We start from the raw sequence: 18870 nt of genomic DNA on the forward strand, positions 1-18870 counted from the left end.
CCTGGCCCCCTCATTTCCTGTCGCCGTTTCCAGGGCTGTCTCCAGACGGATCAACCGCCCTGTTCATGCAATCAAGAGGGCAGTCGGAGGCTGGCGACCGACAAAGCATGGGCCTTTCCCTTGACCTGGATGCTGCGCCAGGTGGTGGGCTTGCATGTGCCGGATGCAACGGCTGCCTCGGACAGCAGCAGCTCCCAGCTTTGGGCAGCATCACACAGGCGTTGGGCCGTATTCACCGTATCGCCGATGACGTCGTAGGCCTTCGACTGGGAACCGCCCAACACCCCTTCGACCACCGGGCCGTAATGCAGCCCGGCTCCTGCACTCAGGTTCAGCGGCTCCAGTGTGGTGTGCAGTTGGGTCAGCAAGGCCTGGGCGGCTGCGAGCGCCTGTTCCGTGTGCTCGAACACGGCCAATATTTCATCGGCGGTGTACTTGAGCTTGATGGGTGTCGTGCCCAAGGCGCCTTCCGACTCTGCATAGAAACGGTTGAGCATCTGTACCACTTCTTCCGGCGTGCGCTGTTCGCTCCACGCGGTAAAACCACGAATATCGACAAACAGCAGGGCACGGTGCATCCGCTTGAGTGAAAGGGTGCGAACGTCTTCGAGTGCACGTTCGAGCACGTTGTGGCCCAGCGCCCAGCTCGAATACACATGCAGTTGGTCGGTCAGGGCGCGCACGGCAGCTTGCGCGCGTTGCAGATTCACCTCCAGAAACCCCATCAGGGTGCCCAGCAGCAACAGGACGATGCTCAGGTACTGGTGGGTCATGTCGGCCCAGAACACGCTGAAGGAGAGGGCTTTCCCGTCCGCATGGGCCTCAAACAGGGCGTAAGTGACCAGGGGAATGGAGGCCCGAACCACGCTTTCGCCCACCGTCGCTGCGACCTTGGCATGCCGCCAGCCGAGCTGGGCGCCTTGCACCAGGGCAAACGCCAGGGCAAAGCCCCAATAGGCCAGGTGGTGCCATTGGGCAAGGAAGTTCGTGCCCTCGGCGGCAAATTCACCGAGGGAGTACAGGGCGGGGCCGACGAAATTGGACAGCACCCGGCCCGTGCGGGGGGACGCCCGGAAGCGGTGGGCAAACCAGGCCTGGCTGACACCGGCTGCCAGCAGCAAGTAGGCGTCCATGCCCGCGAAGTAGCCCGGCTGTGCCTGCAATGCTTCGAGGATGATCAGCGCCAGAGGGACATGTCCGGCATGGCCCAGAAATACCTGCGCCATGGCATTGGCTGTTTTCGGTTCAGGGTGTGCAAAAGACATGGAGCGCGAAAATACCTGCGCTGTCTTAAGAAACCCTGAGCGGCGATGCAGCCCTCGCCGAGGCGGTAACCCGGTGCGCTTACTGTGCCAGCAGCTTCGACACGCTGTCGAGGTCGTCGGTCTGCAGTACGCCCGCTGCCTGGCGCAGCTTCAGGCCGCCCAGCAGTACGTCGTAGCGCGCCTTGGCCAGCTTGGTCTTGGTGTCATAGAGCTGGCTCTGGGAGTTCAGAACGTCGATGTTGATGCGCACACCCACCTGGTAGCCGAGCTTGTTGGCGTCCAGCGCGCTCTGGCTGGAGGCTTCCGCGGCTTCCAGTGCCTTGACCTGGGCCAGGCCGGATTGCACGCCGAAATAGGCGGTGCGCACGCCTTGCGAGATGGTGCGCTTGCTGGCCTCCAGATCGGTGTCGGCCTTGGCTTGCAGCGCAGCAGTTTCACGCACGCGGTTGGTGATGGCATTGCCGGCGTACAGCGGAAGCGTGAAGCTCAGGCCCACGGTGGCGGTGTTGGAGCTGATGTTGGTGGCTTTGCCCGTAGTGGACGACAAGGTGCCTTGCGAGGCGCTGTACTGGTAGGCCCCCACGAGGTCGAGCGTGGGCAGGTGGCCAGCTTCAGCCTTCTTGGTTTCCAGCTTGGCCACATCCAGTGCCACCTGCAGTTGCTGCAGGGCAGGGTGGCCGTTCAGTGCCTTGCCGACCCATTGCTCGGCGCTGTCGCTGCCGCTCGTGGGCAGGCTAGCGTCGTCGCGTAGGGACACGGGTGCGGCGGTGCTGGAGCCCACCAACTGCTGCAGCGCCAGGGTCTTGACGCGCAGGTCGTTCTCGGCAGCAATTTCCTGGGCCAAGACCAGGTCGTAGCGTGCCTGGGCCTCGCGGGTGTCGGTGATGGTGGCGGTGCCGACCTCGAAGTTGCGCTTGGCCGAGGCCAGCTGCTCAGATACCGCTTCCTTCTGCTTGCCCACCAGTGCCAGGCTGTCGCGCGCGGCCAGGGCGTCGAAGTAGGCCTGGCCCACACGCACCATCAGGTCCTGTTCGGCTGCCTGCAACTGGGCGTTGGCGAGCTTCACCTGCTGCATGCCCTGGTCATAGCTGGCGGCGTTGGCCGGGCGGTACAGGGGTTGGGAAGCCGACACGCTCCACTTCTGGTCGTTCCAGTCGTAGGTCTTGGCGGTGGGTTCCTTGGCCTCGGTGTTGTACTGGTTGGTGCTGGCGCTCAAGCCCACGGTGGGCAGCAACGCGGCCTTGGCCTGTTCTGCCTTGGCCAGCGTGGCATCGAACTGGGATCTGGCGGACTGGTAGGTGGCGTCGTAGCTGCGGGCGGCCTTGTACAGCTCGCTCAGGGACTGCGCGTGGGCCGAGGCGGCCAGGCCCAGGGCCAGGGTCAGCGGGAGCAGGCGGAAGGAGGGGGTGGTGAACATGGTGACTTCTGCTTTCAGAATCGGAAAGAGGTGGGGCTGGTGGGCACGCAATCAATAGCGCGGCACGCTCGGGTCGACCTCGGCCGACCAGGCATTGATGCCGCCTGCGATATTGGCGACGTGGGCAAATCCGCGGCTGGCCAGGAAATGGGCCACTTGCTGGCTGCGGCCACCGTGGTGGCACAGGCAGGCCACCGGGCGGTCCGGGTCCAGTTCGTTCAGGCGCGGCGGAATCACCCCCATCGGAATGCACACCAGTTCAAACCCATCCGCCTTGATGCTGGCCATCTGCAATTCGTGGGGCTCGCGTACATCGAGCACCACGGCGGGTCCGTGGGCGGCGTTGGCAGCCATCCATTGCGGCAGGTCAGTGGGGCGGATCTGGTCAATCATGTTCAGTGGGGGCTTCAGAAACTGAAGCGCGAGGGGGTGGGAAAGTGATGGAGCCGGGGGGCATTGCAGTCCCACGGCGTGGCTTTGGTGAAGGTGCTGGTACCGGTGCGGGTATAGAGCTCGCAGCGCATGATGGGCTCGTCACCGACGATGGCGACCAGTCGGCCACCGGTTTGCAGTTGGTCCAGCAAGGCCTGCGGAACTTCGGCCACCGAGCCGGCCAGCACGATGGCGTCATACGGACCGTCCACCGCAGCGCCCTTGGCGCCGTCGCCCTGGCGCACCTGGGCATTGCGGATACCGACCTTGGCCAGGTTGTTCTGGGCTTGGGTCACCAGCTCAGCGTGCTGTTCCAGCGACACCACGCGCTCGGCCAGGTTGGCCAGCAGGGCGGTCATGTAGCCGGTGCCGGTGCCGATTTCGAGCACGCGGTCGGTCTTCTGCAGGCGCAGTTCCTGCACCAGCTTGGCCTGGACCTTGGGTGCCAGCATGCGCTCACCGCAGGCGGTGGGCAGCTCAATGTCGGCAAAGGCCATGCCTTCGTTGCCAGCGGGCACGAAGGCGTCGCGCGGAACGCTCAGCAGCAATGCCAGCAGGGCTTCATCGGAAACATTCCAGGGGCGAACCTGCTGTTCGACCATGTTGAAGCGTGCTTTTTGAATCTCGGCCATGTCCATTTTTGATACTCCGTGGGGTATGTTAGCAGAATATCCCCGATTCTACTGTTTGGGGGTCTTTGCCCCGAACAGACGGCGCATCCACGCCCCCAGGTCGTCCATGTAGCAATACACCACCGGCACCACCACCAGGGTCAGTACCGAGGACGTGATGACGCCGCCGATGACCGCCTGCCCCATGGGGGCGCGCATTTCCGAACCTTCGGTGAGGGCAAAGGCCAGCGGTACCATGCCGAACACCATGGCCAGGGTGGTCATGAGGATGGGGCGCAGCCGCACCTTGGCCGCCATCAGCAGCGCTTCGGTGCGCTCCATGCCGTCTTCGCGGGCGCGGATGGCGAAGTCCACCAACAGGATGGCGTTCTTGGTCACCAGACCCATGAGCATCACGATGCCGATGATGGAGAACATGGACATGGTGGAGTTGAACATCATGAGCGCAAGCACCACGCCGATGAGCGTGAGCGGCAGCGAGGTCATGAGCGCCAGCGGTTGCAGGAAGCTCTTGAACTGGCTGGCCAGGATCATGTAGATGAAGACGATCGCCATGACCAGGGCCGACACCGCGTAGGCGAAGGACTCGGCCATGTCCTTGGTCGAGCCGCTGAACTTGTAGCTGTACCCAGGGGGCAGCTGGATGCTTTCCATGGCGCGCTTGATGTCGTTCGACACTTCCCCGGCCGAGCGGCCCGATACGTTGGCCGACAGGGCCACTTCGCGGGTGAGGTCGCGGCGGTTGATCTGGTTCGGACCGGTGGACTCGACCACGCGGGCGACCTGGCCCAGGCGCACGATCCGGGCACTGCCATCGGGCAGGGTGCCGGAAGCGAAGGGCAGCGAGGCCAGCTCCGCTGGGCGGGCGCGCGCATCGGGTGCCAGGCGCACGTTCACGTCGTAGGTCTGGTCGTCCGGTGCGCGCCAGTTGCCCACGGTTTGCCCTGCCACCAGGGTGCGCAGCGAACTGCCCAGTTGCGACACGTTGAAACCGAGGTCGGAGGCGGCGTCGCGGTTGATCTGCACTTCCAGGGTGGGCTTGTTGGGCTTGACGCTGGAATCCAGGTCCACCAGGCCGGGAATCGGGCGCACCTTGTCCATCACCAGCTGGTTCAGGCGTTCGAGCTCGCCAACGTCCGGTCCCAGGAGGGAGAACAGGATCTGCTTCTGGCCGCCCACTGAATCGAGCAGGCCGACGTGGGTGATGGTGACGCCCGGCACCTCGCGCAGCTTCTGGCGCAACACCACCGACATCTCGTCGACGCTGAGCTTGCGGTCCTTGCGGTCGATCAGGCGGATGTAGATGCTGGCGTACATCTTGCCCTGGGCATTGCCGGTGTTGATGGTGGTCAGCGTGTAGCGCACTTCGGGGAAGGAACGGATCACGTTCTCCACGTCGCGTGCGCGGGCCTCGGTGACTTCCAGTGAGGAACCGACCGGGGTGTAGAAGTTGACCGTGGTTTCGGAGAAGTCACTCTTGGGTACGAATTCGGTCCCAAGCAGCGGAACGAGGGCGACGCTAGCTACGAAAATGAGAGCGGCGGCGACGGTGCTGGCCAGCTTGTGCTGCAGTGCCCAGCGCAGGATGCTTTGGTAGAAGTCGGCCAGCAGCTCGGTGGCGTGGTCGAAGGCGCCGGTGACGCGCCCGATGGTCTTGTCGTAGAGCGTGACCGGCGGGCCGTGGCGCATGTGCTCCTCGATCGAGGGGTCGTGCCACACCGAGGACAGCATGGGGTCGAGCGTGAAGCTCACGAACATGGAGATCAGCACCGCCGCGACGATGGTGACACCGAACTCGTGGAAGAACTTGCCGATGATGCCGCCCATGAAGCCGATCGGCAGGAACACGGCCACGATGGAAAGTGTGGTGGCCAGCACGGCCAGGCCAATCTCCTGGGTGCCGTCCATCGACGCGTCATACGCGTTCTTGCCCATCTGGACATGGCGCACGATGTTTTCCCGCACTACGATGGCGTCGTCGATGAGCAGGCCCACGCACAGCGACAAGGCCATGAGCGTGATCATGTTGACGGTAAAACCGAACATGTCCATGAACAGGAAGGTGCTGATCAGGGCGATGGGCAGTGTCAGCCCGGTGATGACCGTCGAGCGCCAGGAGTTGAGGAACAGGAACACGATCAGCACCGTGAGCACGGCACCTTCGATGAGCGTGCGGCGTACGTTCTCCACCGAGACCCGGATCTGGCGCGAGCCATCGAAGATGGGTTCGAGCTTCACGCCCTGGGGCGCGATCTTCTGCAGTTCCTCCAGGGTCTGCTTCAGGCCGTCGACGACGGCGATGGTATTGGCGTCCTGCGATTTCTGCACCGTGAGCAGCAGGGTGCGTTGGCCGTTGTACAGCGCCAGGCTTTCCTCCTCCTGGGCGCCGTCGTTCACCCGCGCGACCTGGTCGAGCCGAATCGGGACCCCGTTCTTGCGCGCGACGATGATGCGGCCGAAATCCTCCGGGCGCTCCATGCGGGCATCGATCTGGATCACGCGTTCCTGTTCCCGTGAGCGGATGGTGCCCACAGGCACGTCCTGGTTCTCCGAGCGAACGGCGTTCACGACCTGCTCGGGCGTCACGCCCAGTGCTTCCATTGCGCGCGGGTTGAGGTAGAGGTTGATCTCTCGCTTGGTGCCACCCACCACGGTCACAGAGCCCACGCCGCGCACGTTCTCCAGACGCTTCTTGAAGGTCTGCTCGGCCCAATTGGTCAACTCCACGGCGCTGGGTGCACCGGCCTTGGTGTCCGGAATGAGGGCTACTGACCAGACGGCCCTGGCCGACGGGTCGAAGCGCAGCACGCGCGGCTCCTTGACCTCGCTGCGCAGCAGCGGCTTGACCGAAGCCACCTTCTCACGTACGTCGTCGGCGGCCTTGCGGCCGTCGATGTGCAGGCCGAATTCGATCACCACCACGCTCTGGCCTTCGTAGTTGCGCGAGGTCAGGGCGTTGATGCCGGCAATCGAGTTGACGCCTTCCTCGACCTTCTTGGAGACTTCGCTCTCCACGATCTCTGGCGAGGCACCGGGGTAATCGGTGACCACAACGACGACGGGAAAGTCGATGTTCGGGAACTGATCGACCTTGAGGCGTTGCAGGGAAAACAGGCCCAGCACCACCAGGGCGAGCATCACCATGGTGGCGAATACCGGGTTCTTGAGACTGACGCGCGTGAACCACATGCTCAGTTACCTGCCTTGGCCACCGTAGCGGCAGTACCGGCGCGTACGGCACCCAGCGTGCCCGCGAGCACCGGGGTGTCCTGGGCGACGCCTTCCACTGCGGCATAGGGCTGGCCCTGCCATTCGCTGCGCAGCGTCACCGTGACCGGTACATGCTGCACCTTGCCGTCCTGCAGTACCTGTACGTAGGGTTGGGGTTTGTCGGTACGCACACTGGCGAGTGGCACGGCCAGTGCCTTGGTGGTTGCACCGGTGGCCAGCTGCCCTTGGGCGAACAGGCCCTGACGCAGGTTGCCTGTGCTGTCGATGCTCAGGTAGGCAGTGACGGTGCGGGTACTGGTGTTGGCGCTGGGGTTGATGCGCACCACACGGGCCCGGATGTCCTGATTGCTGCCTTCCAGGCGCAGTCGTGCTACCTGGCCCGGGCGCACCAGCAGCGATTCGGCCGGGCTCAGGGCGGTCTCGAGTTCCAGTCGGGAACCGTTGACGATTTCGATGATGCGGGCATCCACGCCGACGCGTTCGCCGGGTTGGGCCAGGCGCTGCGACACCTGACCCGATATCGGGGCACGCAGCACGGCATCGTCCAGAGTCTTGCGCGCCACATCGGCCCCCGCCTGTGCGGCCTGGTAGGTGGCCTGGGCACTGGCCAGCGAGGCGGCCGAGGTGTCCAGCGCGGTCTTGGAAATGAAGCCCTGGTCTACCAGGGAGCGGTTGTTCTCAAAGTTGCGCTTGGCAATGTCGAGCTGACCCTTGGCGGACTCGGCCTGCTCCTGGGCCTGCTTCAGGCGGGCCTGGTATTCGGTAGGCTCAATGCGCGCCAGCACCTGGCCGGCCTTGACGGTGTCACCCTCGCGCACCACCAGATCGCGCAACTCGCCCGCAATGCGCGCCTTGACGACGGCGGAGTCGACGGCCTTCAGTGAGCCGGTGATGGCGATGCTGACCGGGAGCTCCAGTTGCTGCACAGGCGTCACGTCCGCAGCATTGACCTGGAGCACGACCGCGGTTTTCAGGAGCGCCTGCTGCGCCTGCAGGGCCTCCTCTTTGGCATTGCGTGCGCTCAACAGTCGGACAGTGACCGCGCCCAGCAGCACGACGGTGGCGGTCGCAGCCGCCCATTTCATCCAGGGTTTCATGACTTGCTCAGGTGTTGGGGGCGGCCGCCAAGCCGCGCAGAATGATTTCGGATTGCACGCGCAGGTACTCCTGCGGATCGATGGTGTCGGCAAACTGGGTGCAGGCCCCGAAGGAGTGCTTCCAGGTGGCCAGGAACAGCATGGGTGCCAGCAGGGTGTATACCCCATAGCGCAGATCGAGGGGCGCGAACTCACCGTTGGTGATACCGCGCTGCAGGATGCGTTCGATCAGGCGTCTGCCGGGCTCTATGACTTCCTGCTCGTAAAATGCAGCAAGTTCAGGAAAGTTGCTGGCTTCGCTCGTCATCAGTTTGATGATTCCGGATATGGGGCTGTTGCCAACCGTTTCCCACCACTGAAACAGGAACAGACGGACAAGGTCGGGCGTACTGCCCTCATAGGCTTCAAAGCGGGCGTTCCATTCCGGAAACTGGCCTGAAAGGTTTTCCCGCACCACCGCCTTGAACAGGTCTTCCTTGCTGGCAAAGTACAGGAAGAGGGTGCCCTTGGATACCCCGGCCAGCCGGGCCACCTCTTCGGCACGGGTGGCGGCAAAGCCCTTTTCCACAAACAGCTGCAAGGCTGCGGCCAGCAGTTCGCCCGGACGCGCCTCCTTGCGGCGTTCGCGCCGGACACCAGGGACAGAGGAAAGGGGGCAGAAGCGTGTGGGCATAAGTTACTGACCAATTGGTTATTAGTTTATGGCGCAAAGTCTGGCTTGTCAAATCCGCGCTGACTGCGCGGGTGCTACGAGGAGTATGTATGGAGCAGGTGCTGGCGCTGGGTGGGGGCTGTTTCTGGTGCACCGAGGCGGTATTTCGCGAGGTGCGGGGCGTGATTGCGCTGGAAGTGGGGTATTGCAACGGACACACCGACAAGGTCGACTACGAGGCCGTGTGCACTGGGCGCACCGGTTATTGCGAAGTGGTGCACCTGCGCTATGACAGTGCCCAGGTGCAGTTGGAGGAATTGCTGGAGGTGTTTTTCCTGATCCACGATCCCACGACCCTGAATCGACAGGGCCACGATGTAGGGACGCAATACCGCAGTGGCATCTACTGGACGCAGCAAGCGCAGGCGGACCGTGCCCAGGCATGGCTGGATGCGCAGCGCGAGCAGGGGCTCTGGGATCGACCGGTGGTGACCGAAATAGCGCCATTGGACCGCTACCAGCGCGCCGAGGAGTACCACCAGGATTTCTTCACCAAGAACCCGGCGCAAGGCTACTGCCTGGCCGTGGCGGCGCCTAAGGTTGCCAAATTCCGCCAGACGCTGGCGCGGCTGCGCAAGTAGCACCGGCGCCACACCGGCAAGACCCCGAGCCGCGCTCGCATGCAAAGATCACCCAAAACCATGGCAACGGGTTAGACTGCGCCATGGCCGTGAAAGAGAACAGCGTAGGGCTGCTGTCCAAGGTAGCCAGTCTGATCCGCAAAGACGAGAAAGCTGCGTCTGACGAGCAGGAGTCGCGACAGGACCGAGGCGCAGACACCACCCAGGAGGCACTGAAAGCCCGCGTCGAGCAAAAGCGTCGTGACGACATCATCCGTCGTCGCGAGTTCGACTATTTGCGCAAGATCCGTTCCAACGGCATCGTCACCAGCAGCTATGTTGCCGGGCGGGCCCAAGTGTTCCAGAGCAGTGGCGGCTACCAGGAAAAGGACCGCCACAACACGGTGCAGAAAATCAACGACATCGAAGCCCAGATGTCGCGCAACTGGTGGGCGCGAAAGTCCGAGGAATTGGGGGTGCCCGCCCCGCTGTCGCGACCGGCTCCGCTCAGTGCACCCAAACCCCAGCCCAAGCCGGTCATCTCGTCGGTGCGCATGGGGGCTGACGATCCGCCGCCTGGCGTCGATCTGCTCGACGGTTTCGAGTTCGCTACAGCGCCACCGACCCAGCCGGCAGCGTTGACGGCTGCGGGCAAGGCTGCCAGCACCGACCCGGTGGTGGTGGGTTTTGTGCCGTCGCAGTCGTCCTTGCTTGACAGCGGAATCAGCGGTTTTTCCAATTCGAAGCTCATTTCAATCGAAATGGGCGTCACGCTGGGTGATCCGGACCTGCAGGAGGCATCGATCCGTTACGCCGAAGGGGACCCGGCTGGAGCGCTGGTGTTGCTGGAGCAGGGGTTCAATGCGCCGGAAGGCAAGCCCGAGTCGGTGCAGCTGTATGCGGGGGCAATCTTTGACCTGCACCGAGCCACCGGGGCCAAGGATGCGTTCGATCAGTTTGCGCTGCAGTATGCCGAGCGTTTCGGCACCAGTCCGCCCGAGTGGTATTGCATGCCGACGATGGTGCGGGACAAACGGGCCCATTCGCAGGCATCGCCAGTGGAGCAGCACCCGGACGAATGGACTTGCCCGGCGCAATTGGAGCTTGCCTCGCTGCAGGCGCTGGAGCGGCTGGTGGAGCGGACTTCTGGCGTGGTGCATGTGCATTGGGAAGGGGTGCAGGCGATCGCGGATGAGGCTGCCAAGCCGTTTGCCGACCTGCTGCAGCGTTGGGCCGCCAAGCCCCTGCAGTTCGAGTTCACCGGTACCCCCCAGTGGATGCGCGTGCTCAAGGCGCGCACACCCGGCGCGGATGTGCGTACTGACCGCGAGTGGTGGCGCTTGCGCCTGAATGCCCTGCGCGTGCTGTCGCTGTTGGATGAATTCGAGCAGGTCGCGCTGGATTTCTGCATGGTCTATGAACTATCGCCTCCTTCGTGGGAGCCGCCGCTGTGCGAGTGTGTGCACGAAATGGCGGTGGCTGCTGACACCCAGGCACAGGAAAGCATGATGGGTGAACTCGATGGCGCGCGTGCCTCGGTGTTTGGCCTGCTGACACCGGAGACTTCGAACGTCGTCGAACTGGTGGGCGAGCTCTTGGGCGATGCGGATCAGGCGTTGTCGGAGTTACGCGATCGCAGCCAGGGCGCCCACCAGTTGGTGGTGTCGTGCAGCTACCTGATCCGTGTTGATTTCGCGGCTGCCGGTGCTATCCTGAATTGGGTGGCGAACCTGGAAGCACAGGGTTGCCATGTGCAGTTTCAGGATTTGTCCCGTCTTGTGGCTGCGTTCTTCAACGTCATTGGCATCAATGACCATGCCAGCGTTGTGTTGCGGACGCGGTGATGCGGTGGGGTTGCATGCCATGAAAAAGATTCTTGCCAGTGTTCTGATCGCGTGTTGTGTATTGCCTGCTGGGGCCCAGCTGGGCAGCCCTATTGGCGCTGCGCCCGCGGGCAGCGGTGCGGGTGTGCACAGTCCCAACAGCCCGTTCAAGCCATTGCAGGAGCGCCCTGATGTCCTGTCATGGAACTTCCTGACAGCCATCAAGACCAAGAACGTCAACAACCGGCTGCTGCCGGTATTCCCGAGCGGCGTCCAGGCCTTGAACAAGAAGACCCAACGTGTTCAGGGATTCATGATGCCCTTGCAGCCGGGGGAGAACCAGAAGCACTTCCTGCTGAGTTCCGTGCCGTTGACCTGTTCGTTCTGCGTTCCCGGAGGCCCAGAGAGCATGGTCGAAGTCAAGACCAAGACCCCGGTGAAATACAGCATGGAGGCCGTGGTCGTGGAAGGCCAGTTTGCGGTGCTGGAAGACGACCCCTATGGGCTGTATTACCGGATAACAGATGCCGTTCCGGTCAAATGACCTGTGCAGCGGCGGCTGCGGGCGTGATCTTTGATCTGCGTCAACACTTGAGGAATCTGTGGATGTCCTTACGATATGTGAGGATTTAAACTGCCGACAGCCGTTGCTTTGTCGGCGCGGCCCTATCGAAGTATTGACGCAAGGACGTTTCTCATGAAAGCAATGCTGGACCTTTTCTCCACCGACTATGGACTGATGAGCCTGGGGGTGATCGTATTCGTGATCTTCATGGGCTTCTGGTTCAAATCCTTCTTCCAGCGCAAGATGGACGAGGACGCGAAAGCCGCGGCTGGCAAGTAAGAACAAGGGCGCTCAAGGCGCCCTTTCTTTTTCCTGCAGCGCTCAAACTCAGGGCGCCAGCCGCTCGCGCACCCAGCGCAGGCCGGTACCATCGGGTGCATCTTCCTGCCGGTAGCGCAGCCGGTCATGCAGCCGGCTCTTGCGCCCCTGCCAGAACTCCCATTGGTCGGGCACCAGGCGGTAGCCGCCCCAATGCGGTGGACGCGGCGGCTGCAGCATGAATTTGGCACCGTACTTGGCGGCATTGGTCACCAGCACGTTGCGGCTTGAAATCACCTGACTCTGCGGTGAGGCCCAGGCCCCGATGCGCGAGTCCAGCGGGCGGCTGTGGAAGTAGGCGTCACTTTCCTCGTCGCTGACCTTCTCGACCCGGCCCTCGATGCGCACCACGCGCTCCAACTCCACCCAATGAAACTGCAGCGCAGCGAAGGGATTGCCCGCCAGGGTCTGGCCTTTGCGGCTGTCATAGTTGGTAAACCAGGTGATGCCGCGCTCGTCGAAGCCCTTGATGAGCACCACGCGGGTCGAGGGGCGCAAGCGGCTGTCCACGGTGGCCAGGGTCATGGCGTTGGGCTCCGGCACTTCGCCCGCCACCGCTTCGTTGAACCACTGTTCGAACTGGCGCAGCGGGTCGGCATGCGAGGCGTCTTCGCTGAGTTCAGCGCGCTCGTAACTCTTTCGCAGGGAGGCAATGTCGGTACTCATGGACTCCAGTATAGGCAGTCGATGGGCCGGATCGTTTTGGTACCCATTTGGTAACTGCGTAGTATTCCCAGCGCCCATGAAACTGGTTACCATCAAAACATGTAATTTTGTTACAAGGCTGAATTCATGAGCTTGTCCTCCGGTAACCCGTCTTCCAATGCTCCCCTGCACCCCGTGGTGGCTGCGGTCACAGCACGCATCCGTTCACGCAGCGCGGCCACCCGCGCCGAGTATCTGGCTGGCGTCGATGCCCTGGCCCAACGCCCCCCCGGCAGCCAACGCCTGGGTTGTGCCAACGTGGCCCACGCCTTTGCCGCCATGCCCGAGGCTGAAAAGCGCAAGGTGTCGGGTCTGGACGCCATTGGCGTGGTGGCGCAGCGCCCCTTGCACATCGGCATCATCACGGCCTACAACGACATGCTGTCGGCCCATGCGCCCTACCAGTCCTACCCGGCCATCATCAAGGACGAAGCGAGCCGTTGCGGTGCCACGGCGCAGGTCGCCGGTGGTGTGCCGGCCATGTGTGATGGCGTGACCCAGGGCACGCCGGGCATGGAGCTGAGCCTGTTCAGCCGCGATGTGATCGCCATGGGTACCGCGGTGGGCTTGAGCCACGACGTGTTCGACTGCGCCCTGATGTTGGGTGTGTGCGACAAGATCGTGCCGGGCCTGCTCATTGGTGCACTGCAGTTCGGCCACTTGCCGACGGTATTCGTCCCCGCCGGGCCCATGTCGTCGGGTCTGTCGAACACCGACAAGGCCAAGGTGCGCGAACAGGCGGCCCAGGGTCTGGTAGGGCGTGAGGCGCTGCTGCAGGCCGAATCGGCGGCCTACCATGGCGAAGGCACCTGCACCTTCTACGGCACCGCCAACAGCAACCAGATGCTGCTCGAGGCCATGGGCCTGCATGTGCCGGGCAGCGCCTTCATCCACCCCCACGCGCTGCCGCGAGAGGCGCTCACGCGCGAAGCGGTGCGCACCGTGCTGGCGCGCCCAGCGCCGATTGGCCGCGTGGTCGACGAGCGCTGCATCGTCAACGCCATGGTGGCGCTGCTGGCCACGGGTGGTTCGACCAACCACCTGATCCACTGGGTGGCGGTGGCGCGCGCTGCTGGCATTCTGATCGACTGGGACGACTTTGCTGAACTGTCCGACGTGGTGCCCTTGCTGGCCCGTGTGTACCCCAACGGTACGGCGGATGTGAACCAGTTCCAGGCCGCGGGTGGCCCCGGCTTCATCATCCATGAACTGTTGAATGCGGGCTTCATGCATGGCGATGTGCTGACGGTGCGACCGGGTGGCCTGCGCGAATTCACCGGTGTGCCCACCGTGGCGGACGATGGTCGGTCCCTGCACTGGACCGTGGCCGACACCAGCGGCGACGAGACCGTGGTGCGCCCGGCATCCAATCCGTTCAGCGCCACGGGCGGGCTCAAGCTGCTGACTGGCAAGCTGGGCCGCAGTGTCATCAAGGTGTCCGCCGTGCCGGTGGAGCGCCATGTCGTCGAGGCACCGGCGCGCGTGTTCGATTCGCAGGACGCCTTGCAGCAAGCCTTCAAGGCCGGCGAGCTGGAGCGCGACGTGGTGTGCGTGGTGCGCTGGCAGGGGCCGCAGGCCAACGGCATGCCCGAACTGCACAAGCTCACGCCGCCGCTAGCCGTGCTGCAGGGCAAGGGTTTCCAGGTGGCCCTGGTGACCGACGGACGCATGAGCGGCGCCTCGGGCAAGGTGCCGGCGGCCATCCACGTATCCCCCGAGGCGGCCGCAGGCGGCCCCCTGGCCAAAGTGCGTGACGGGGATCGGATTCGACTGGACGCCACGGCCGGCACACTGGAGGTACTGGTGGATGCGGGCGAATGGGCGGCACGGCCGCTGGCCACCATGCCCCAGGAGCTGCGCACCGCCAACGGCCAAGGCCTGGGCCGTGGCCTGTTTGCCGGCATGCGCCGCAATGCACTGGCGGCCGAGCAGGGCGCCTGCACCTGGCTGTGATGGCACGATCAACAGAAGACATCCGAAAAAGACCATGAGCACATCTACCTCCCTCACCGCCTTGCAGGTCATGCAGGACGCCCCCGTCATTCCCGTTATCGTGTTGCAGGACGTGGCCCATGCCGTGCCCATGGCCCGTGCCCTGGTGGCTGGTGGCGTACGCATGCTGGAAATCACCCTGCGCACGCCGCAGGCTCTGGCCTGCATGGAGCGCATTGCCGCTGAAGTGCCGGAGGCCGTGGTCGGTGCCGGTACGGTGCGCAGCGCCGCTGATGCGGCAGCCGCAGCCAAGGCGGGCGCTCGCTTCTCGGTCAGCCCGGGCTACACCTCTACCGTGGGGCGGGCGTGCAAGGACGTGGGGCTGGCCTTGTTGCCCGGTGTGGCAACGGGCAGCGAGATCATGATGGCGCAGGAAGACGGCTACACCGAGCTCAAGTTCTTCCCTGCCATGCAGGCTGGTGGCCCGGCCATGCTCAAGGCCTGGTCCGGCCCGTTCTTTGACGTGCGCTTCTGCCCCACGGGTGGCGTCACGCAAGCCAACGCGGCCGAGTTGCTGGCCCTGCCCAATGTGGTGTGCGTGGGCGGCTCCTGGCTGGTGCCGCAGGACGCCATGGAGGCGGGGGACTGGGCCCGCATCACTGCCCTGGCGGCACAGACGCAGGCCCTGAGAAAGGCTTAAATCAGCCTCAAGCCCTCGTATTTACTGCGTAAGCAGCTACGAAAAGCGTAGCGACTAGCGCACGACGATTTCGTCCTGGTGGTTGGCGATATGTAGCACATGGGCCTGCGCGAAATCCGATTTGCTCAAGGCGCCATAGGCGAAGTGGGGCTTGAGTGCGCCGGTATGGGCATCAAAGCGCAACAGCGCCGCGCGCAGGCGCTGGGCGGCCGGTTTCCAGTCGCCTTGCAGGGTCAGCGCAGGCGCTCCCGGAATCGGCTCGGCCAAGCCATGCGACATGCGCCCACGCCACTGGAACACGGCAAAGGCTGCCGCCCCCACGGTGGACTGGAACAGCGCGCTTTTCGGCGCCGGAAATCCGTCCAGGCTCATTTCCACGCTCTGTGCCATGTGCTCCAGGATCGCCACCAGTGGCCAGGCGCCGGTGGTAGTGACAGAGCCGGCTTGGCCGAGTTGCTCCAGCCACTGCAGGGCTTGCGGGATGGATTGCACGGCGCCAGACGGCGAAGCATGGGTCATGGTGGTTCCTGCGGCGAGGGTGGTGACGAGAAAGTGGCGGCGGTTCATGGTCTGTGGGCAGTGCTTCAGCGTAGTCCGGCACCGGCACCGGTGTCGGCACGCTGGATCAGTTCGATCTTGTAGCCGTCGGGGTCGGTCACAAAGGCGATGACGGTGGTGCCGCCCTTGACCGGTCCGGCTTCGCGCGTGACGTTGCCACCCGCGGCCTTGATTTTTTCCACCGCCGCGTAGGCGTCCGGAACGCCCAGCGCGATGTGGCCGTAGGCGGTGCCCAACTCGTAGCGGTCCACGCCCCAGTTGTAGGTCAGCTCGATCTCGGCCTGTCCGGGGTTGCCGCCCTCGAACCCCAGAAAGGCGAGGGAGTACTTGTATTCGGGGTTCTCGGAGGTGCGCAGCAGCTGCATGCCCAGCACCTGGGTGTAGAAGTCAATCGAGCGCTGCAGGTCACCCACCCGCAGCATGGTGTGTAGAAATCGCATGGGCGCATTGTCCTTGGCTCCGAAGTTTCTTGCCACACGCGGGGATTATTGACCTGTCTATACAGGATAGAGATTTTGCGGAATAATCCGCACTCCATGCCCAAACCCCGCAGCACCCCTTCGTCGCAGCCTGTCGAGTCTTCCCAAGGACTCGCGCTGTACCAGCAAATCAAGGATTTCATTGCCGCGCGCATCCAGGACGGAACCTGGAGGGCTGGCGACAAGCTGCCGTCCGAGAACGAACTGGTCAAGCAGTTCGGCATGTCGCGCATGACCGTGAACCGGGCCTTGCGCGAGCTGATGGAGCAGGGGCGTATCCGGCGTGTAGCGGGCCTGGGCAGTTTTGTGGCCGACGACAAGCCCCAATCCAACCTGCTGCAGATCGCCAGCCTGGCACAGGACATCCGCTCGCGTGGGCACGACTACAGCTGCGAGGTGATCACCGTGGAGCGCATTTCAGCCTCGCTGGAAATCGCCGCCGCTTTGGGGCTGGCCACAGGAGCCTCGGTGTTCCACAGTGTGTGCGTGCACAAGGAAGACGGCGTGCCCATGCAGCTGGAAGACCGCTACGTCAATCCGGTCCTGGTGCCGAGCTATGCGCAGCAGGACTTCGCGCAGGAGCAGCCGTCCGACTTTCTGGTGCGCACCGTGCTGTTCGACCAGATGGAACATGTGGTGGATGCCGTCATGCCCAACGCCGAGCAGGCGCGGCTGCTCGACATGGATCCGATGCAACCGTGCCTGCTGCTGACCCGGCGCACCTGGCAGCGCGACGTCCCCATCACCCTGGTGCGCTGCTGGCACCCTGGCACCCGCTACCGCTTGGGCAGCCGATTCCGCACAGACGGCAACGCGCTGGCCAGCTAAAAAAACAGTTCCACAAAGCCGAACTTTTCGTTACCATACAACTTGTATATACAGGAGCATACAAATGACTGCATCCATTACCCTGCTGCCCGGACAAGTGACGTTGGCGCAATGGCGCGACGTCTACCGCGGTGCTACACCCCGCCTGGACCCCTCTTGTCTGCCCGGGGTGGCGGCCAGTGCCGCTGCCGTGGAGCGCATCGTGGCCAAGGGCGATCCGGTGTACGGCATCAACACGGGCTTCGGCAAGTTGGCCAGCGTGCGAATTCCGGCCGAAGACCTGGAAACCCTGCAGCGCAACATCGTGCTGTCGCACTGTGCCGGTATGGGCGAAGCCTCGCCGGTGCCGGTGGTGCGCCTGATGATGGCCCTGAAGCTCGCCAGCCTGGCGCAGGGCGCTTCGGGCATTCGGCCCGCCACGCTCGCCTTGCTGGAAGCCATGCTGGCCAAGGGCATCATCCCAGTGGTGCCTTCGCAGGGTTCGGTGGGCGCCTCGGGTGACCTGGCTCCCTTGTCGCACATGACGGCCGTGATGATCGGTGTGGGCGAAGCAGACACCCCCACCGGGCGCAAGAACGCCGTGGAAGCGCTGGCCAGCGTGGGCCTGGCCCCCGTGGTGCTGGGCCCCAAGGAAGGCCTGGCCCTGCTCAACGGTACCCAGTTCTCCACTGCGAACGCACTGGCCGGGCTGTTCGAGGCCGAGCGCCTGTACCAGTCGGCGCTGCTGACCGGTGCCTTGTCTACCGATGCGGCCAAGGGCACCGACGCACCATTCGACCGCCGAATCCACACCTTGCGCAAGCACAAGGGCCAGATCGCCGCGGCCGACGCGCTGCGCGAACTGCTGGCCGGCAGCGCGATCCGCGCCTCGCACAGGGAAGGCGACGAGCGCGTGCAGGACCCGTACTGCCTGCGCTGCCAGCCCCAGGTCATGGGTGCATGCCTGGACGTGCTGAACCACGCCGCTTCGCTGCTGGAAACCGAGGCCAATGGCGTGTCGGACAACCCGCTGATCTTCCCGGGCCAGAACGGCGCACCCGACGATTCGCTCTCCGGTGGCAACTTCCACGCCGAGCCCGTTGCCTTTGCGGCCGACATGATCGCCATGGCCATCTGCGAGATCGGTTCGCTGTCCGAGCGTCGCATTGCCATGTTGGTGGACCCTGCACTGTCGGGCCTGCCCGCCTTCCTGACGCCGAAGCCCGGCCTGAACTCCGGCTTCATGATCCCGCAGGTGACAGCTGCTGCGTTAGTTTCTGAGAACAAGCAGCGCGCCTTCCCCGCCAGCGTGGACTCCATTCCCACCTCGGCCAACCAGGAAGACCATGTGTCCATGGCCGCCCACGGTGCGCGCCGCCTGGCCCCCATGGCCGCTAATGCCATGGCCGTGATCGCCATCGAATGGCTGTGCGCGGCCCAGGGCTGCGACTTCCACGCGCCGCTGACCACCAGCGCGCCGCTGCAGCAGGTAGCCGCCTTGCTGCGCGCCCAGGTGCCGCACCTGAGCGACGACCGCCACATGCAGCCCGACATGGCGGCTGCCATTGCCATGGTGGAAAGCGGTGCCCTGGTGGCCGCTGTCAAGAGCGTGAACCTGCCTTCCATCGCCTGAACCC

General features: G+C 64.1%; 18 protein-coding genes. 8 read left to right on the plus strand and 10 right to left on the minus strand.

Features of this window, described 5'->3' with window-relative positions:
• Positions 1-71 precede the first annotated feature (71 nt).
• The 7 genes from RQP54_RS13265 to RQP54_RS13295 all read right to left on the minus strand — a co-directional run bounded on the left by RQP54_RS13265 (position 72) and on the right by RQP54_RS13295 (position 8747).
• Positions 72-1265 carry an adenylate/guanylate cyclase domain-containing protein gene (locus RQP54_RS13265; RefSeq protein ID WP_315678855.1) on the minus strand — a complete coding sequence of 398 codons (1194 nt, stop codon included), beginning with the start codon at positions 1263-1265 and terminating at the stop codon, positions 72-74.
• 79 nt (positions 1266-1344) lie between these two features.
• On the minus strand, positions 1345-2682 hold the full coding sequence (locus tag RQP54_RS13270; RefSeq protein ID WP_315678856.1) for a TolC family outer membrane protein: 1338 nt from the start codon (positions 2680-2682) through the stop codon (positions 1345-1347).
• A 51-nt stretch (positions 2683-2733) separates the two neighbouring features.
• The gene (locus tag RQP54_RS13275; RefSeq protein ID WP_315678857.1) at positions 2734-3075 is read right to left on the minus strand and encodes a rhodanese-like domain-containing protein; all 342 of its coding nucleotides are present in this window, start codon (positions 3073-3075) and stop codon (positions 2734-2736) included.
• Between the two features lie 14 nt (positions 3076-3089).
• Complete coding sequence (locus tag RQP54_RS13280; protein ID WP_315678858.1) at positions 3090-3746, minus strand: protein-L-isoaspartate O-methyltransferase; 657 nt, start codon at positions 3744-3746, stop codon at positions 3090-3092.
• A 48-nt stretch (positions 3747-3794) separates the two neighbouring features.
• On the minus strand, positions 3795-6935 hold the full coding sequence (locus RQP54_RS13285) for an efflux RND transporter permease subunit (protein WP_315678859.1): 3141 nt from the start codon (positions 6933-6935) through the stop codon (positions 3795-3797).
• 2 nt (positions 6936-6937) lie between these two features.
• Positions 6938-8074 carry an efflux RND transporter periplasmic adaptor subunit gene (locus tag RQP54_RS13290; RefSeq protein WP_315678860.1) on the minus strand — a complete coding sequence of 379 codons (1137 nt, stop codon included), beginning with the start codon at positions 8072-8074 and terminating at the stop codon, positions 6938-6940.
• Positions 8075-8081: 7 nt separating this feature from the next.
• On the minus strand, positions 8082-8747 hold the full coding sequence (locus RQP54_RS13295) for a TetR/AcrR family transcriptional regulator (protein ID WP_315678861.1): 666 nt from the start codon (positions 8745-8747) through the stop codon (positions 8082-8084).
• A gap of 89 nt (positions 8748-8836) precedes the next feature.
• On the opposite strand from RQP54_RS13295, the gene msrA reads away from it, so the two are divergent.
• The 4 genes from msrA to RQP54_RS13315 all read left to right on the plus strand — a co-directional run bounded on the left by msrA (position 8837) and on the right by RQP54_RS13315 (position 12013).
• Positions 8837-9367 (plus strand): peptide-methionine (S)-S-oxide reductase MsrA, encoded by a 531-nt coding sequence (gene msrA, locus RQP54_RS13300; RefSeq protein WP_315678862.1) that lies wholly within the window; start codon positions 8837-8839, stop codon positions 9365-9367.
• An 83-nt stretch (positions 9368-9450) separates the two neighbouring features.
• Positions 9451-11190, plus strand: a complete 1740-nt coding sequence (locus tag RQP54_RS13305; RefSeq protein ID WP_315678863.1) for an STAS domain-containing protein — start codon at positions 9451-9453, stop codon at positions 11188-11190.
• 19 nt (positions 11191-11209) lie between these two features.
• Positions 11210-11713, plus strand: coding sequence for a DUF3299 domain-containing protein (locus RQP54_RS13310; protein ID WP_315678864.1), 504 nt, complete (start codon positions 11210-11212; stop codon positions 11711-11713).
• Between the two features lie 153 nt (positions 11714-11866).
• Positions 11867-12013, plus strand: coding sequence for a DUF3149 domain-containing protein (locus tag RQP54_RS13315; protein ID WP_315678865.1), 147 nt, complete (start codon positions 11867-11869; stop codon positions 12011-12013).
• Between the two features lie 48 nt (positions 12014-12061).
• Here RQP54_RS13315 and pdxH read toward each other — a convergent pair whose 3' ends face one another.
• Entirely contained in the window at positions 12062-12718 is a 657-nt protein-coding gene (gene pdxH, locus RQP54_RS13320) for a pyridoxamine 5'-phosphate oxidase (RefSeq protein ID WP_315678866.1), read from the minus strand.
• Between the two features lie 126 nt (positions 12719-12844).
• Between pdxH and edd the strand changes: the two genes are divergently transcribed.
• Positions 12845-14710 carry a phosphogluconate dehydratase gene (gene edd / locus RQP54_RS13325; protein WP_315678867.1) on the plus strand — a complete coding sequence of 622 codons (1866 nt, stop codon included), beginning with the start codon at positions 12845-12847 and terminating at the stop codon, positions 14708-14710.
• Between the two features lie 34 nt (positions 14711-14744).
• Positions 14745-15389 (plus strand): bifunctional 4-hydroxy-2-oxoglutarate aldolase/2-dehydro-3-deoxy-phosphogluconate aldolase, encoded by a 645-nt coding sequence (gene eda / locus RQP54_RS13330; protein ID WP_315678868.1) that lies wholly within the window; start codon positions 14745-14747, stop codon positions 15387-15389.
• Positions 15390-15443: 54 nt separating this feature from the next.
• Here eda and RQP54_RS13335 read toward each other — a convergent pair whose 3' ends face one another.
• Positions 15444-15956 (minus strand): DUF1569 domain-containing protein, encoded by a 513-nt coding sequence (locus tag RQP54_RS13335; protein ID WP_315678869.1) that lies wholly within the window; start codon positions 15954-15956, stop codon positions 15444-15446.
• A gap of 17 nt (positions 15957-15973) precedes the next feature.
• Positions 15974-16387, minus strand: coding sequence for a lactoylglutathione lyase (gene gloA, locus RQP54_RS13340; protein ID WP_315678870.1), 414 nt, complete (start codon positions 16385-16387; stop codon positions 15974-15976).
• A gap of 96 nt (positions 16388-16483) precedes the next feature.
• Here gloA and hutC point away from each other — a divergent pair, with 96 nt between their 5' ends.
• Together hutC and hutH are read left to right on the plus strand one after the other, a co-directional pair.
• Positions 16484-17254: a histidine utilization repressor gene (hutC, locus tag RQP54_RS13345; protein ID WP_315678871.1), complete on the plus strand. Its 771-nt coding sequence runs from the start codon at positions 16484-16486 to the stop codon at positions 17252-17254.
• 64 nt (positions 17255-17318) lie between these two features.
• The gene (hutH, locus tag RQP54_RS13350) at positions 17319-18866 is read left to right on the plus strand and encodes a histidine ammonia-lyase (RefSeq protein ID WP_315678872.1); all 1548 of its coding nucleotides are present in this window, start codon (positions 17319-17321) and stop codon (positions 18864-18866) included.
• The last annotated feature ends 4 nt before the right edge of the window (positions 18867-18870 follow it).

The sequence above is a fragment of the Curvibacter sp. APW13 genome, from assembly GCF_032337135.1.
Taxonomy (GTDB): Bacteria; Pseudomonadota; Gammaproteobacteria; order Burkholderiales; family Burkholderiaceae_C; genus Allorhodoferax.